This window comes from Pseudomonas alcaligenes, from assembly GCF_014490745.1.
In the GTDB taxonomy this organism is placed as follows: Bacteria; Pseudomonadota; Gammaproteobacteria; order Pseudomonadales; family Pseudomonadaceae; genus Aquipseudomonas; species Aquipseudomonas alcaligenes_C.
On sequence record NZ_LZEU01000001.1, the window covers coordinates 2,170,493 to 2,184,803 of the forward strand.

A 14,311-nucleotide genomic window follows, 5' to 3' on the forward strand; every position below is an offset into this window, starting at 1 on the left:
TGGCAGGCCTCAACGATTTCTTACCTGGGTCATGGCCCATCTGCGAGTGCCCATGCTGTCGATTCTGTCTTCCCGTCAGCGCAATGCCTTGCGCATGGCCGGGCGTTTCGTTGCGCCGTACCGCTGGCGGGTGATCGGTGCCTTGCTGGCGCTGATGTTCACCGCCGCCATCACCTTGTCGATGGGCCAGGGCATCCGCCTGCTGGTCGACCAGGGCCTGGCGACCCAGTCGCAGCAGGCGCTGAACCACTCGATCGGGCTGTTCTTCGTGCTGGTGCTGGCCCTGGCGCTGGGCACCTTCACCCGCTTCTACCTGGTGTCGTGGATCGGCGAGCGCTTCGTCGCCGATATCCGCAAGCGCGTGTTCAACCACCTGATCGGCCTGCACCCGGGTTTCTACGAGAGCAACCGTGCCTCGGAGATCCAGTCGCGGCTGACCGCCGACACCACTCTGCTGCAGACGGTGATCGGCTCCTCGCTGTCGATGGCGCTGCGCAACATCATCATGATGGTCGGCGGCATCGGCCTGCTGTTCTTCACCAACCCCAAGCTCAGCGCCATCGTCATAGTCGCGCTGCCGCTGGTGGTGGCGCCGATCCTGATCTTCGGCCGGCGGGTGCGCGCGCTGTCACGGCAGAGCCAGGATCGGGTGGCCGATGTCGGCAGCTATGTCGGCGAGACCCTGGGCCAGATCAAGACGGTGCAGGCCTACAACCACCAGGCCCAGGATCAGGCGCGCTTTGGCCAGACCGTGGAGGAGGCCTTCGACACCGCGCGCAAGCGCATCAAGCAGCGCGCCTGGCTGATTACCGTGGTCATCGTGCTGGTGCTCGGCGCGGTGGGGGTGATGCTCTGGGTCGGCGGCATGGACGTGATCGCCGGGCGCATCAGCGGCGGTGATCTGGCCGCTTTCGTGTTCTACAGCCTGATCGTCGGCATGGCCTTCGGTGCGGTCAGCGAGGTGATCGGCGAGCTGCAGAGTGCCGCCGGCGCCGCCGAGCGCATCGCCGAACTGCTGCAGACCAGCAATGCGATCAAGCCGCCGGCCGAGGATCTGTTGCAGCTGCCGGCACGGGTCAGTGGCGCCATCGAGCTGCAGGCCCTGCGTTTCGCCTATCCCTCGCGCCCCGGGCATTTCGCGGTGGACGGCATCGACCTCAAGGTGCGCGCTGGCGAAACCCTAGCCCTGGTCGGGCCGTCCGGGGCCGGCAAATCGACTCTGTTCGACCTGCTGCTGCGCTTCTTCGACCCGCAACAGGGGCGCATCCTGGTCGAGGGTCTGGCTATCGACCAACTCGACCCGGCCGACCTGCGCCGCTGCTTCGCCCTGGTCTCGCAGAACCCGGCGCTGTTCTACGGCACCGTGCTGGACAACCTGCGCTACGGCAAACCCGAGGCCAGCCAGGCCGAAGTCGAGGCGGCGGCGCGCGCGGCGCATGCCCATGAATTTATCCAGCGCCTGCCGCAGGGCTACCAGACCCACCTGGGCGATGCCGGCCTGGGGCTGTCCGGCGGCCAGCGCCAGCGCCTGGCGATTGCCCGTGCGCTGCTGGTGGATGCGCCGATCCTGCTGCTCGACGAGGCCACCAGCGCCCTCGATGCGGAAAGCGAATACCTGATCCAGCAGGCCCTGCCGCAGCTGATGAGCGGGCGCACCACCCTGGTGATCGCGCACCGCCTGGCCACGGTGAAGAGCGCTGACCGCATCGCCGTGATCGAGCATGGCAAACTGGTGGCCATCGGCAGCCACAGCGAGCTGGTAACGAGCAGTCCGCTGTATGCGCGGCTGGCCGAGCTGCAATTCAACCCCGATAGTGAAACGGTCTGAGCAGGGAGTAGCGGCAAGGTGGAAAAGGAATTCGGCGTGGTGGTGCTGGGCGGCTACGGCAACTTCGGTACGGTGATCGTGCGGCGCCTGTGTGCCATCGCCGGCATGCGCGTGTGGGTGGCCGGGCGCGACCTGGCCAAGGCCCAGGCGCTGGCGACGGAAACCGGCGCGAGTGCGCTGCAGCTGGACATGAACGCCCCCGATCTGGTCGAGCGCCTGCGCGAGCTGGGCGCCGCCATGCTGATTTCCACCGCCGGGCCATTCCAGCATCAGGACTACCGGGTGGCGCAGGCCTGCATCGCGGCGGGCCTGCATTACGCCGACCTGGCCGATGCGCGCGAGTTCGTCTGCGCAATCGGCGAGCTGGACGAGGCGGCGCGGGCGGCCGGCGTGCTGGTGTGCAGCGGCGCCAGCTCGGTACCGGCGCTGGCGGCAGGGGTGGTCGATGAGCTGCTGCCGCGCTTCTCGCGCCTGGACGAGATCTGGCATGGCATCAGTTCCTCGGAGAAGACCCCGGGCGTGTCGACCCTGGCGGCGGTGCTCAACTATTGCGGCAAGCCCTTCCAGCAGTGGCGCGACGGTCGCTGGCAGGCCGTGCACGGCTGGCAGGATCTCAGCGCCCATGACTTCGCCGCGCCACTGGGCCGGCGCTGGGTGGGCAATTGCGATATCCCCGACCTGCAACTATTCCCGGCGCGCTATCCCGGGGTACGCAGCGTACGTTTCTCTGCCGGTGTCGGCCTGCGCGTCACCCAGTTCGGTACCTGGCTGCTGTCCTGGCTGGTGCGTGGCGGCCTGCTGCGTAGTGGCGTGCCGCTGGCTGGCTTCCTGCGTCGTGGTGCGGTGGCGCTGGAGCCGTTCGGTGACGGCCTGAGCGGCATGTTCGTGCGCCTGCGCGGGCTGGATCAGGCCGGGCAGGCGCAGACCCTGTGCTGGGAACTGCAGGCCCTGCACAACGACGGGCCGAACATTCCCTGCATGGCCGCCGTGGCCCTGGCGCGCAAGCTGGCCGCCGGCACCCTGCAGACGCACGGCGCCGTGCCGTGCCTGGGCTTGCTGACGCTGGCCGAATACCTGGCCGAGCTGGATGGACTGGCCATCAGCAGCGCCTTGCGGGTGCTGCCCGAGGCCAGCGGGGCGGCATGAACGGCTACCTGCAGGTGCCCGGGCTGCGCATCTACGGCGCGCCGGTGTTCCTGCACAGCTCGCTCGGTCTGTTCGTCGGGCTCTGCCTGATCTGGGCTCAGGGGCATGGCCTGTACGGCCTGCTGGCGATCCTCTGCTACCTGGCGATCATCCTGATTCACGAGTGGGGTCACGCTTTCATTGCCCATCGCCTGGGCTTGCGGGTGTTCGCCGTGCAGCTGGGGTTCTTCCATGGCCTGTGCCATTTCCAGAAGCCGGCGGACTTCCTCGACGAGGTCAAGGTGGCCTGGGGCGGGGTGCTGGCGCAGTTCGGCGTGGCGGCCCTGGTGCTGCTGCCGGTGCCGCTGCTGGGCACGGATCTGGGCTACTACGGCCCGCTAGTGATCGTGCTCGGCTTCTTCAACCTGTTGATCGCCTGCGGCAACCTGCTGCCGGCCCGGCGCCTGGATGGCGGGCGGGCCTGGAAGATCATCGGGCTGCTCTGGAGCCGTCGCAAACGGCCCTAGAACAGGGGCATCAGTGCTCGATGCAGTGCGGATCGACTTTCGGCTTGATGGTCAGCGCCACGCCCGCCGAAGCGGCGATGATCGCGCCGATGGCCAGCCACTGCCCGGCGCCGAGGCGTTCGCCGAGGAACAGCAGGCCGGACAGCGCGGCGATGGCCGGCTCCATGCTCATCAGCACGCTGAAAGTGCGCGCCGGCAGGCGGGTCAGGGCGATCATTTCCAGGCTGTAGGGCAGGGCCGAGGACAGTACGGCAACGCCCAGGGCCACCGGCAGCAGGTCGACGGAGAACAGCGCGGCGCCGTTCTGCCAGAGGCCGATGGGGAACACCAGCAGGGCGGCGACCACGGTGCCGAAGGCCACGGTCTGCGCGCCATGCTCGGCGCCAGCCTTCTGCCCGAAGATGATGTACAGCGCCCAGCACACCCCGGCGCCCAGGGCCAGGGCCATGCCCAGTGGGTCGAGATGATCGTTGGCGCTGGTGTCCGGCAGCAGCAGCCAGAGGCCGAACACCGCCAGGGCGATCCACACGAAGTCGAGCAGGCGCCGCGATGACAGCAGGGCCAGCACCAGCGGGCCGGTGAACTCCAGGGCTACGGCGATGCCCAGCGGAATACTCTTCAGCGACAGATAGAACAGCAGGTTCATGCTGCCCAGGCTCAGGCCGTAACCCAGCAGCGACGGCCAGGCGGCCAGGTTGGCGCGGCTACGCCAGGGGCGCATGACCAGGCACAGGATCAGTGCGCCCAGGCTCAGGCGCAGGGCCGTGGTGCCTTCGGCGCCGATCAGCGGGAACAGGCCCTTGGCCAGGGAGGCGCCGCTCTGGATGGAGATCATGGCCACCAGCAGCAGGGCGATGGGCACGAGGATGGCGGTGGAGCGGGACATGGACTTATCCGTCAGCGTGACTGGTCGGTCGGAGCAGGGGGATAAAAAAACCGGCCACCGGGGCCGGTTCTTCGCAACGGCCTGACTTAACGATATTCGCAGAGGTAGGCGGTTTCCACGGCGACCTGCAGCTGGAACTTGCTGTTGGCCGGCACGGTGAACTTGTTGCCGGCGGCAAAGGTTTCCCAGTTGTCGCTGCCCGGCAGTTTGACGGTCAGGGCGCCGGCTACCACGTGCATGACTTCCAGCTGGCTGGTGCCGAATTCGTATTCGCCCGGGGCCATGACGCCGATGGTGGCCGGGCCTTCGCTCATGGTGAAACCGATGGATTTGACGGTGCCGTCGAAGTACTCGTTGACCTTGAACATGGAGGGGGCCTCGAAGGGGATAAAAAGGGCCGGCCAGTATGCCCAAGGCCGGCCGGCACGTCATCCGCTTATGTGGCGAAGATCAGCGGCAGCAGGCGTGCGGTATTGCGCGCATCCTCCAGAGCCCGGTGCTGCTGGCCCTGGAACTGCAGGCCAGCCAGTTGCAGGGCGGTATGCAGGCCCACCGCACGTTTGAGCTGGCGGGCGCTGGCAAAATCCTGCTTGAGGTTGAGGTGCGGTACCTCGCTGAGCTGGCTGTGCAGTTGCTGGCGCTGCCATTCCAGTTCCAGCTGGCGGCGGTCGTAGTCGCCCCAGCTGGCCCAGCCGGCGAGCTGGGGCAGGTGCGGCGCCAGCCAGCGCTCGAACTGCGGCCACAGCTGGTTCAGCGGCAGGGCGCCGTCGACCTGGGCCTGGCTGATATGGGTGAGTTGACGGCAGAAGCTGGTCAGGCAGGGGCGGCGCAGCGGGCGCACGAAGCGCTGGAAGTGATCCAGTTCGTGGCCGTCGGTAGCCACCAGGCTGGCGCCGATCTCGATGATTTCCATGTCTTCGATGGGCCAGCCACCTTCTTCGGTGGTGGCCTCCAGGTCGATTACCAGCCAGTGCTGCTGCATAAGCCCTCCTTGCTTGCCGCCAGTATGGTGGCGGGTCGCGGCCTTGGCAAAGCGCGATCCATACAGTTTTTCCCGCAGTTTGTGCTGGCCGGGCGGGGGCCGATACAGGCTATGCTTGGGAACCTGTAATCGAGGAGGTGGGGCATGGCAAAGGTGGCATTTATCGGTCTGGGCGTGATGGGCTTCCCCATGGCCGGGCATCTGGCGTGCGAAGGGCACGAAGTCTGCGTGTACAACCGCTCGCCGGCCAAGGTGCAGCTGTGGGAGGACGAGTTCGCCGGCGAGTCCGCACCGACGCCCCGCGAGGCTGCGCAAGGCGCCGAATTCGTGATGACCTGCGTGGGCAACGACGATGACCTGCGCAGCGTGCTGCTGGGTGCCGACGGCGCTTTCGCCGGCATGGCCGCCGGCAGCGTGCTGGTCGACCACACCACCGCTTCGGCCAATGTCGCCCGTGAACTGGCGGCCGTTGCCGCCGGCCTCGGCCTGGGCTTTCTCGATGCGCCGGTGTCCGGCGGCCAGGCCGGCGCCGAGAACGGCATGCTGACGGTGATGGTCGGTGGTGAGCAGGCCTTCTACGACCGTGCGGCGCCGGTGATCGACGCCTACGCCAAGATGATCAAGTTGATGGGCCCGGTGGGCAGCGGCCAGCTGACCAAGATGGTCAATCAGATCTGCATCGGCGGTCTGGTGCAGGGCCTGGCCGAGGCGCTGCACTTTGCCCAGAGCGCGGGACTCGACGGGCATGCGGCGATGGAAGTGATCAGCAAGGGCGCGGCGCAATCCTGGCAGCTGGAGAACCGCCACCAGAGCATGCTGGCCGGCAAGTTCGACTTCGGCTTCGCCGTGGACTGGATGCGTAAGGATCTGTCAATCGTGCTGGAAGAAGCGCGGCGCAATGGCGCGCAATTGCCGGTGACCGCGCTGGTCGATCAGTTCTACGCCGATGTGCAGGCGCTCGGCGGCGGCCGCTGGGATACCTCCAGCCTGATCGCCCGCCTCAAGCAGCGCAGCTGACCCGCCGGCGTCATTCGCCGCTTGCAGTGACGTTGTTCGTCGCTGCCGGCCTCAGGTGCGGAAGATAAAGTACACCGCGCCAAGCAGGCATAGCCCCGCCCACAGGTAGTCCAGCTTCAGCGGCTGCTGCATGACGTAGACGCTGAAGGGGACGAACACCGCCAGGGTGATGATTTCCTGCATGATCTTCAGCTGGCCGACCGACAGCTCGGTGTAACCGATGCGGTTGGCCGGCACCATGATCAGGTATTCGAAGAGGGCGATGCCCCAGCTGACCAGGGCGGCGATTACCCAGGGCTTGCTGTTCATGGTCTTCAGGTGGCCGTACCAGGCGAAGGTCATGAACACGTTGGACAGGGTGAGCAGGGCGGCGGTTTGCATCCAGACCGGCATGGCGGGTACTCAACAAGGGCAAAGCGGCAAGCCTAAACGCGCGTGAGCGCCCGGCCAAGCACCGGGCGCCAGCAGTTCGAGCGAAGGGGAAGGGTTGTGGGCAAGTGGATGCGTAATCTGGCGCTGGTCGGTCTGGCTGGCGTGCTCTGCGTGGGGAGCTGGAGTGCCTGGCAGGCGTGGCGGCAGCGCGCGGTGTGGGCCGAGTTGCAGGTGTTCGCGCCGCTGCAGGGAGCGCAGCGCTTCGCGCTCGGCGCCAACCTGCTGCAGTGGACGGGCAGCAGTCTGCAGCTGCGCGATGGGCAGCAGCCCGAGCGGGTGCTGTGGGCAACGGATGGCGGCTTTCTGGCGGCCGGGCGTGGCGTGGCGGCGGTCGAGGAGCACCGTGGCGCACTGTTCGTCGACGAGCAGCGCCAGGTGCTCTGCCGTCAGCAAACGCTGGATGGCATCGAGCAACGCCAGCAGCGCGTGCTGCTGCGCGGGCGCCTGGGCTGTGCCGACGGTTCCAGCAGCACCTACGTGCTGGTGTTCGAGGACGACGGCGAGCGCGGCGTGCGCCTGGCCGTGGCGCTGGAGGACGACAGCCTCAACCGCATCTATCTGAGCTGGCAGCGCGAGGCGGATGAGCACTTCCATGGTTTCGGCGAGCAGTTCAGCGCTTTCGACCTGGCCGGTCGGCGCCTGCCCATCCTGGTACAGGAGCAGGGCGTCGGCCGCGGCCTGCAGCCGATTACCCTGGCGGCCAACCTGACGGCGCGCGCCGGCGGCGACTGGTGGACCAGCTACGCGCCGGTGCCGCACTACCTGAGCAGCAAGGGGCGCAGTTTCTTCAGCGAGTCCACCGCCTACCAGGTGTTCGATCTGCGCGATGAGCATCGCGTGCAGCTCGAAGTGCATGCCGGGCAGCTGGCGGCACGTATCTACACGGCAGCGGATGCGCCTGGGCAGATTGCCCAGCACACGGCGGTGGTCGGGCGCATGCCGCCGCTGCCGGCCTGGACCCAGCAGGGCGCCATCGTCGGCCTGCAGGGCGGCACCCAGCGGGTGCGCGAGATCCTGCGCCAGCTCGACGAGGCCCAGGTGCCGCTGGCTGGCGTCTGGCTGCAGGACTGGGTCGGCCAGCGCACTACCAGCTTCGGCAAGCAGCTGTGGTGGAACTGGAGCCTGGACGAGCAGCACTACCCGGACTGGGCGGCGCTCAATGGCGAGCTGAAGGCCCGCGGCATTCGCAGCCTGGCCTATGTCAATCCGTTCCTGGCGGATGTAGCGGACAAGCCGGGCGCCGCCCGTAACCTGTATGCCGAGGCGCGTGAACACGGTTATCTGGTACGCGACCAGGCTGGCCAGCCGTTGGCGCTGCTCAATACCAGTTTCAGCGCCGGTCTGGTCGACCTGAGCAACCCGGCGGCGCGCCTGTGGCTCAAGCAGGTGCTGCGCGAGGAAATGCTGGCCAAGGGTTTTTCCGGCTGGATGGCCGACTTCGGCGAGGCCCTGCCGTTCGAGGCGCAACTGGCCAGCGGCGAGTCGGCAGCGCTGGTACATAACCGCTTCCCGGAAGACTGGGCGCGGTTCAACCGCGAGCTGCTGGAAGAGGCGGGGGGCGAGGGCGAGCTGTTCTTCTTCATACGCTCGGCCTTCAGCCGCAGCCCGGGCCTGACCACCAGCCTGTGGGCCGGCGATCAACTGGTGACATGGGATGCCCAGGACGGCCTGCACAGTGCGCTGCTGGGCATGCTGTCCGGCGGGTTGTCCGGTTTCAGCCTCAATCACAGCGATACCGGCGGCTATACCACCATCAGCAACCCGCTCAAGGACTACCACCGCGACCAGGAACTGCTGCTGCGCTGGATGGAGTTCTCCGCCTTCACCAGTCTGCTGCGCAGCCACGAGGGCAACCGTCCGGAGGCCAACCAGCAGGTCTACAGCTCGCCGCAGAATCTGGCGCAGTTCGCCCGCTGCGCGAAGATCTTCGCCGCCCTGGCGCCTTACCGCCAGCAACTGATGGCGCAGGCCGCGCGTAGCGGCATGCCGCTGCTGCGCCCGTTGTGGCTGCAGTATCCGGGCGATCCGGCCGGACAGCAGGCACTGCCGCGCAGCTTCATGCTCGGTGACCAACTGCTGGTGGCGCCTGTGCTCGAGCCGGGCGTCAGTGAACTGGAGGTGTTGCTGCCGGCCGGCGCCTGGGTGCACCTGTGGTCGGGCAAGCGCTTCCAGGCCCAGGCGGGCGAGACGGTGCGCGTGGCGGTGCCGATCGGTCAGCCGGCGGTGTTCTATCCAGAGGGCTCGCCGCTGGCGCCAAGCCTGGCGGCGCTACGCGAAATCAAGTGACGGAAGGGGTGCCGATAGCCGCGCGTAGGCGTTAAGATCGCCGCCGTTCGGTTCATGAGAGCTCTTCATGGAGTGTCGTGCCGGCTGCGGTGCCTGTTGCATCGCGCCTTCCATCAGTTCGCCCATTCCCGGTATGCCCAATGGCAAGGCCGCGGGAGAGCGCTGCCTGCACCTGACCCCGACCTCGCTCTGCGCCATTTTCGGCCAACCCGAGCGTCCGGCCGTCTGTGCGGCCTTCGGCGCCGATCCGGAGGTCTGCGGCGACAGTCGCGAGGAGGCCATTTGTCTGCTCGGTTGGCTGGAGCACGCCACCGCCTGAGCGGCCAAGCATTCTGTGCTCGCCGGCAGCGCTGCCGGCGGGCCTATTTCACCAAGGAGCAATGATGATTTCGTTGAGTCGCGCGGCCGCAGCCTGTGGCCTGAGTCTGCTGGCAAGCACCCTGGCGCATGCCGAAGACTGGCAGCTGGCCAAGGACGAGGATGGCATCCGCATCTACCTGAGCGCTGTCGAAGGCTCCAAGTACAAGGCTTACCGTGGCGTGACCACGATCAAGAGTGACGTGGCCAAGCTGCGCGCCCTGCAGGAAGACGTCCAGGGTTCCTGCGCCTGGATTCACGCCTGCGCCGAGCAGAGCCTGCTCAAGCATGAAGGCAACCAGAGCTGGGTGTACACCCGCTTCGAAATGCCCTGGCCGGTAACCGCGCGCGATTCGATCCTGCACGTGGTGACCGTGGAGAACGCCGATGGCAGCCTGGTGCGCAAGCTGGACGGGCAGCCGACCTTCAAGCCGCAGGACAAGGACTACGTGCGCGTGGCCAGCCTGGAAGGCTCGTGGATCTTCGTGCCGAAGGGCACTGGCGAAGTGGAAGTGACCTACCAGGTGCACACCGAGCCGGGCGGCAGCGTGCCGTCCTGGCTGGCCAACAGCTTCGTGGTGGATGCGCCGTTCAACACCCTGAATGCGCTGCGGGCCAAGGCTGAAGGCCGCTGATAGTGGGCTGAAATGAAAAAAGGCTGCCAATTGGCAGCCTTTTTTCTTGCTGGAGTGGCGCTTACTTGCGCTTGTCCAGGGCGACGAAGTCGCGTTGCTCGTAGCCGGTGTACAGCTGGCGCGGACGGCCGATCTTGTACGGGCTGGAGAGCATTTCCTTCCAGTGCGAGATCCAGCCGACAGTGCGCGACAGGGCGAAGATCACGGTGAACATGCTGGTCGGAATGCCGATCGCCTTGAGGATGATCCCCGAGTAGAAGTCGACGTTCGGGTACAGGTTGCGTTCCTTGAAGTACGGATCGGTGAGGGCGATCTCTTCCAGGCGCATGGCCAGTTCCAGCTGCGGATCGTTGGTGATGCCCAGCTCGCCGAGCACTTCGTCGCAGGTCTTCTTCATCACGGTGGCGCGCGGGTCGCGGTTCTTGTAGACGCGGTGACCGAAGCCCATCAGCTTGAACGGGTCGTTCTTGTCCTTGGCCTTGGCGATGAACTTGTCGATGTTCTCGACACTGCCGATCTCGTCCAGCATGGTCAGTACGGCTTCGTTGGCGCCGCCGTGTGCCGGGCCCCACAGTGCGGCGATGCCGGCGGCGATACAGGCGAACGGGTTGGCACCCGAAGAGCCGGCCAGACGGACGGTCGAAGTGGAAGCGTTCTGTTCATGGTCGGCGTGCAGGACGAAGATACGATCCATTGCCTTGGCCAGTACCGGGCTGATTGGTTTGATCTCGCACGGGGTGTTGAACATCATGTGCAGGAAGTTTTCCGCGTAGTTCAGGTCGTTGCGCGGATACATCATCGGCTGGCCCATGGAGTACTTGTAGGCCATGGCAGCGATGGTCGGCATCTTGGCGATCAGGCGCATGGCCGATACTTCACGATGCTGCGGGTTATTGATGTCCAGGGAGTCGTGGTAGAAGGCGGAGAGGGCGCCGACCACGCCGCACATGATGGCCATCGGGTGGGCATCGCGGCGGAAGCCGTTGAAGAAGCTCTTCAGTTGCTCGTGAACCATGGTGTGGTTCTTGATGGTGCTGACGAACTTGGCCTTTTCCTCTGCGGTCGGCAGTTCGCCGTTCAGCAGCAGGAAGCAGGTTTCCAGGTAGTCGGACTTCTCGGCCAGTTGCTCGATCGGGTAGCCGCGATGCAGCAGGATGCCTTGGTCGCCGTCGATATAGGTGATTTTCGACTCGCAAGAGGCGGTCGACATAAAGCCAGGATCAAATGTGAAGCGACCCGTGGCGGTTAAGCCCCGTACGTCAACTACATCGGGACCAACGGTGCCGGTCAGAACGGGCAGCTCTACGGGGGCATTGCCCTCGATGATCAACTGCGCTTTTTTGTCAGCCATGTGCGGCCTCCTGTTTATGCTTGAAATCATCAGACAGCCCCCCACGCAGGGCCCGGGACACTATAGAGACATAAATTCGAATGTCAATTTGCGCGAAGCCAGACGGCAGACGGGTTCCAGCCCTGTTTCGGGGCGTCCGAAGTGCTGCTAATACGTCATTTATTTAACTGGTGCAATCCGCTTTTAGCGAAGGGTGGCGCGTTGTCATTAGTAACCTAACTGTCTATACTCTGCGCCCGGCCGTCAGGGGCTTTAGGGCCTGCATTCTGGCGGTTGGCACTCCCTTGGTGAGGGGTACCTGACCAGTGCACTTCCCGACAACTTGCCCTGTTTGTTTGGGGCCTCTAGTGTGAAAAAAGCCGTGAATAGCCAACGACCTGTAAACCTAGATCTCAGGACTATAAAACTCCCGATCACCGCTTATACGTCCATTCTGCACCGTATTTCCGGGGTCATTCTCTTTCTCGGCCTTGCCGTGCTGCTGTTCGCACTCGACAAGTCGCTGAGCTCCGAGGAAGGCTTCGCAGCAGTCAAGGCGTGTCTGACCAGTCCGCTGGCCAAGCTGATTATCTGGGGCCTGTTGTCCGCTCTGCTGTATCACCTGGTGGCCGGTGTGCGCCATCTCATCATGGACATGGGTGTCGGTGAGTCGCTGGAAGGCGGCAAGCTGGGCTCGAAAATCGTCATCGTCGTATCCGTGGTGGTGATCGTGCTGGCGGGGGTGTGGGTATGGTAACCAACGTAACGAACTTCTCTCGTTCGGGCCTCTACGACTGGATGGCGCAGCGCGTTTCTGCAGTCGTTCTCGCGGCTTATTTCCTTTTTCTGATCGGCTTCCTCGTGGTGAATCCGGGCCTCGGCTATGCCGAATGGCACGCGCTGTTCGCTCACACGGCGATGCGCATCTTCAGTCTGCTGGCCCTGGTGGCCCTCGGCGTACACGCCTGGGTCGGTATGTGGACCATTTCTACCGACTACCTGACGCCGATGGCGCTGGGCAAGTGGGCGACTGTCGTGCGTTTCCTGTTCCAGGCGCTTTGCGGTATCGCGATGTTCGCGTACTTCGTCTGGGGCGTGCAGATTCTCTGGGGTGTCTGATCCATGTCTAGCATTCGTACTCTTTCCTATGACGCCATCATCGTTGGTGGCGGCGGTGCCGGCATGCGTGCCGCGCTGCAACTGGCCCAGGGCGGCCACAAGACTGCCGTTGTAACCAAGGTCTTCCCGACCCGTTCGCACACTGTATCCGCCCAGGGCGGCATCACCTGTGCCATTGCATCGGCCGACCCGAACGACGATTGGCGCTGGCACATGTACGACACCGTCAAGGGTTCCGACTACATCGGTGACCAGGACGCGATCGAGTACATGTGTTCCGTCGGCCCGGAAGCCGTGTTCGAGCTCGAGCACATGGGCCTGCCGTTCTCCCGTACCGAGCAAGGCCGCATCTACCAGCGTCCGTTCGGTGGTCAGTCCAAGGGGCCGGATAATCCGTCCGTCCAGGCTGCCCGTACCTGCGCTGCAGCTGACCGTACCGGTCACGCCCTGCTGCACACCCTGTACCAGGCCAACCTGAAGGCCGGCACCTCGTTCCTCAACGAGTGGTACGCCGTCGACCTGGTGAAGAACCAGGATGGTGCTATCGTCGGCATCATCGCCATCTGCATCGAAACCGGCGAAACCGTCTACATCCGCTCCAAAGCCGTGGTTCTGGCCACCGGCGGTGCTGGTCGTATCTACGCCTCCACCACCAACGCCCTGATCAACACCGGTGACGGCGTGGGCATGGCCCTGCGTGCTGGCGTGCCGGTGCAGGACATCGAAATGTGGCAGTTCCACCCGACCGGTATTGCCGGCGCTGGTGTACTGGTTACCGAGGGTTGCCGCGGTGAAGGTGGTTACCTGATCAACGCCCATGGCGAGCGCTTCATGGAGCGTTACGCTCCGAACGCCAAAGACCTGGCCGGCCGCGACGTAGTTGCTCGTTCCATGGTCAAGGAAGTGATCGCCGGCAATGGCTGTGGCCCGGACAAGGATCACGTGCTGCTGAAGCTCGACCACCTCGGCGAAGAAGTGCTGCACAGCCGCCTGCCGGGCATCTGCGAACTGTCCAAGACCTTCGCTCACGTCGACCCGGTCGTCGCTCCGGTTCCGGTCATCCCGACCTGCCACTACATGATGGGCGGCGTTGCCACCAACATTCATGGCCAGGCCATCACCCAGGACGCCAACGGCAACGACAAGATCATCGACGGTCTGTTCGCTGTAGGTGAAGTTGCTTGCGTATCGGTACACGGTGCCAACCGTCTGGGCGGCAACTCGCTGCTCGACCTGGTGGTATTCGGCCGCGCTGCTGGCCTGCACCTGGAAAAAGCGCTGAAAGAAGGCGTGGAAGTCCGTGGCGCCAGCGAGACCGACATCGAGCAGTCGCTCAAGCGTCTGTCCGGCGTCAACCAGCGCAGCACTGGCGAAGACGTGGCTCCGCTGCGTAAAGAGCTGCAGCAGTGCATGCAGAACTACTTCGGCGTATTCCGTACCGGCGAATACATGAAGAAGGGCATCACCCAACTGGCCGACCTGCGTGAGCGGATCGCCAACGTCAAGATCGCCGACAAGAGCCAGGCCTTCAACACCGCGCGCATCGAAGCGCTGGAGCTGCAGAACCTGCTGGAAGTGGCCGAGGCCACTGCCATCGCCGCCGATACCCGTACCGAGTCCCGTGGCGCCCACGCCCGCGAAGACTACGAGGATCGCGACGACACCAACTGGCTGTGCCACTCCCTGTACTTCCCGGGTGAGAAACGTGTTGCCAAGCGCGCCGTCAACTTTGCGCCGAAGACCGTTCCTGCTTTTGAACCCAAAGTACGTACTTATTAAGGGTGGCC

General features: G+C 65.1%; 15 protein-coding genes. 10 read left to right on the forward strand and 5 right to left on the reverse strand.

Annotation, left to right across the window (positions count from 1 at the left end):
* Nucleotides 1-52: 52 nt before the first annotated feature.
* From A9179_RS09875 to A9179_RS09885, 3 genes are read left to right on the forward strand one after another with little or no spacing between them, the layout of a single operon-like run.
* Nucleotides 53-1,828 (forward strand): ABC transporter transmembrane domain-containing protein, encoded by a 1,776-nt coding sequence (locus A9179_RS09875; protein ID WP_187805641.1) that lies wholly within the window; start codon nucleotides 53-55, stop codon nucleotides 1,826-1,828.
* 18 nt (nucleotides 1,829-1,846) lie between these two features.
* On the forward strand, nucleotides 1,847-2,974 hold the full coding sequence (locus A9179_RS09880) for a saccharopine dehydrogenase family protein (protein ID WP_316851823.1): 1,128 nt from the start codon (nucleotides 1,847-1,849) through the stop codon (nucleotides 2,972-2,974).
* Nucleotides 2,971-3,480: a zinc metalloprotease gene (locus A9179_RS09885; RefSeq protein WP_187805642.1), complete on the forward strand. Its 510-nt coding sequence runs from the start codon at nucleotides 2,971-2,973 to the stop codon at nucleotides 3,478-3,480. Before A9179_RS09880 ends, A9179_RS09885 begins: the two co-directional genes overlap by 4 nt.
* Before the next feature lie 10 nt (nucleotides 3,481-3,490).
* Here A9179_RS09885 and rhtA read toward each other — a convergent pair whose 3' ends face one another.
* The 3 genes from rhtA to A9179_RS09900 form a co-directional block, all read right to left on the reverse strand.
* Complete coding sequence (gene rhtA, locus A9179_RS09890) at nucleotides 3,491-4,366, reverse strand: threonine/homoserine exporter RhtA (RefSeq protein ID WP_187805643.1); 876 nt, start codon at nucleotides 4,364-4,366, stop codon at nucleotides 3,491-3,493.
* A gap of 86 nt (nucleotides 4,367-4,452) precedes the next feature.
* Entirely contained in the window at nucleotides 4,453-4,734 is a 282-nt protein-coding gene (gene ppnP / locus A9179_RS09895) for a pyrimidine/purine nucleoside phosphorylase (protein ID WP_187805644.1), read from the reverse strand.
* Nucleotides 4,735-4,802: 68 nt separating this feature from the next.
* Nucleotides 4,803-5,348 carry a 3'-5' exonuclease gene (locus tag A9179_RS09900; RefSeq protein WP_187805645.1) on the reverse strand — a complete coding sequence of 182 codons (546 nt, stop codon included), beginning with the start codon at nucleotides 5,346-5,348 and terminating at the stop codon, nucleotides 4,803-4,805.
* 144 nt (nucleotides 5,349-5,492) lie between these two features.
* Here A9179_RS09900 and A9179_RS09905 point away from each other — a divergent pair, with 144 nt between their 5' ends.
* On the forward strand, nucleotides 5,493-6,365 hold the full coding sequence (locus tag A9179_RS09905) for an NAD(P)-dependent oxidoreductase (protein WP_187805646.1): 873 nt from the start codon (nucleotides 5,493-5,495) through the stop codon (nucleotides 6,363-6,365).
* Nucleotides 6,366-6,416: 51 nt separating this feature from the next.
* Here A9179_RS09905 and A9179_RS09910 read toward each other — a convergent pair whose 3' ends face one another.
* The gene (locus A9179_RS09910) at nucleotides 6,417-6,758 is read right to left on the reverse strand and encodes a DMT family protein (RefSeq protein ID WP_187805647.1); all 342 of its coding nucleotides are present in this window, start codon (nucleotides 6,756-6,758) and stop codon (nucleotides 6,417-6,419) included.
* 96 nt (nucleotides 6,759-6,854) lie between these two features.
* On the opposite strand from A9179_RS09910, the gene A9179_RS09915 reads away from it, so the two are divergent.
* The 3 genes from A9179_RS09915 to A9179_RS09925 all read left to right on the forward strand — a co-directional run bounded on the left by A9179_RS09915 (nucleotide 6,855) and on the right by A9179_RS09925 (nucleotide 10,075).
* The gene (locus A9179_RS09915; protein ID WP_187805648.1) at nucleotides 6,855-9,083 is read left to right on the forward strand and encodes an alpha-glucosidase; all 2,229 of its coding nucleotides are present in this window, start codon (nucleotides 6,855-6,857) and stop codon (nucleotides 9,081-9,083) included.
* Between the two features lie 67 nt (nucleotides 9,084-9,150).
* Nucleotides 9,151-9,402 (forward strand): YkgJ family cysteine cluster protein, encoded by a 252-nt coding sequence (locus A9179_RS09920; protein ID WP_187805649.1) that lies wholly within the window; start codon nucleotides 9,151-9,153, stop codon nucleotides 9,400-9,402.
* Between the two features lie 64 nt (nucleotides 9,403-9,466).
* Nucleotides 9,467-10,075: an START domain-containing protein gene (locus tag A9179_RS09925; protein WP_187805650.1), complete on the forward strand. Its 609-nt coding sequence runs from the start codon at nucleotides 9,467-9,469 to the stop codon at nucleotides 10,073-10,075.
* Nucleotides 10,076-10,136: 61 nt separating this feature from the next.
* Here the strand turns inward: A9179_RS09925 and gltA are convergent, their stop codons facing one another.
* Nucleotides 10,137-11,426, reverse strand: a complete 1,290-nt coding sequence (gltA, locus tag A9179_RS09930; protein ID WP_187805651.1) for a citrate synthase — start codon at nucleotides 11,424-11,426, stop codon at nucleotides 10,137-10,139.
* Between the two features lie 349 nt (nucleotides 11,427-11,775).
* Here gltA and sdhC point away from each other — a divergent pair, with 349 nt between their 5' ends.
* The 3 genes from sdhC to sdhA are packed head-to-tail and all read left to right on the forward strand — an operon-like array spanning nucleotide 11,776 to nucleotide 14,303.
* Nucleotides 11,776-12,162 carry a succinate dehydrogenase, cytochrome b556 subunit gene (gene sdhC / locus A9179_RS09935; RefSeq protein WP_187805652.1) on the forward strand — a complete coding sequence of 129 codons (387 nt, stop codon included), beginning with the start codon at nucleotides 11,776-11,778 and terminating at the stop codon, nucleotides 12,160-12,162.
* Nucleotides 12,156-12,524, forward strand: coding sequence for a succinate dehydrogenase, hydrophobic membrane anchor protein (gene sdhD / locus A9179_RS09940; RefSeq protein ID WP_187805653.1), 369 nt, complete (start codon nucleotides 12,156-12,158; stop codon nucleotides 12,522-12,524). Before sdhC ends, sdhD begins: the two co-directional genes overlap by 7 nt.
* Before the next feature lie 3 nt (nucleotides 12,525-12,527).
* Nucleotides 12,528-14,303, forward strand: a complete 1,776-nt coding sequence (sdhA, locus tag A9179_RS09945) for a succinate dehydrogenase flavoprotein subunit (RefSeq protein ID WP_187805654.1) — start codon at nucleotides 12,528-12,530, stop codon at nucleotides 14,301-14,303.
* Nucleotides 14,304-14,311 lie beyond the last annotated feature (8 nt).

Bases quoted from the DNA above. Each gene is read 5' to 3' on its own strand.
- A9179_RS09875 (WP_187805641.1), top strand. From the start codon at position 53: ATGCTGTCGATTCTGTCTTCCCGTCAGCGCAATGCCTTGCGCATGGCC.
- A9179_RS09885 (WP_187805642.1), top strand. From the start codon at position 2,971: ATGAACGGCTACCTGCAGGTGCCCGGGCTGCGCATCTACGGCGCGCCG.
- rhtA (WP_187805643.1), bottom strand. From the start codon at position 4,366: ATGTCCCGCTCCACCGCCATCCTCGTGCCCATCGCCCTGCTGCTGGTG.
- ppnP (WP_187805644.1), bottom strand. From the start codon at position 4,734: ATGTTCAAGGTCAACGAGTACTTCGACGGCACCGTCAAATCCATCGGT.
- A9179_RS09900 (WP_187805645.1), bottom strand. From the start codon at position 5,348: ATGCAGCAGCACTGGCTGGTAATCGACCTGGAGGCCACCACCGAAGAA.
- A9179_RS09905 (WP_187805646.1), top strand. From the start codon at position 5,493: ATGGCAAAGGTGGCATTTATCGGTCTGGGCGTGATGGGCTTCCCCATG.
- A9179_RS09910 (WP_187805647.1), bottom strand. From the start codon at position 6,758: ATGCCGGTCTGGATGCAAACCGCCGCCCTGCTCACCCTGTCCAACGTG.
- A9179_RS09920 (WP_187805649.1), top strand. From the start codon at position 9,151: ATGGAGTGTCGTGCCGGCTGCGGTGCCTGTTGCATCGCGCCTTCCATC.
- A9179_RS09925 (WP_187805650.1), top strand. From the start codon at position 9,467: ATGATTTCGTTGAGTCGCGCGGCCGCAGCCTGTGGCCTGAGTCTGCTG.
- gltA (WP_187805651.1), bottom strand. From the start codon at position 11,426: ATGGCTGACAAAAAAGCGCAGTTGATCATCGAGGGCAATGCCCCCGTA.
- sdhD (WP_187805653.1), top strand. From the start codon at position 12,156: ATGGTAACCAACGTAACGAACTTCTCTCGTTCGGGCCTCTACGACTGG.
- sdhA (WP_187805654.1), top strand. From the start codon at position 12,528: ATGTCTAGCATTCGTACTCTTTCCTATGACGCCATCATCGTTGGTGGC.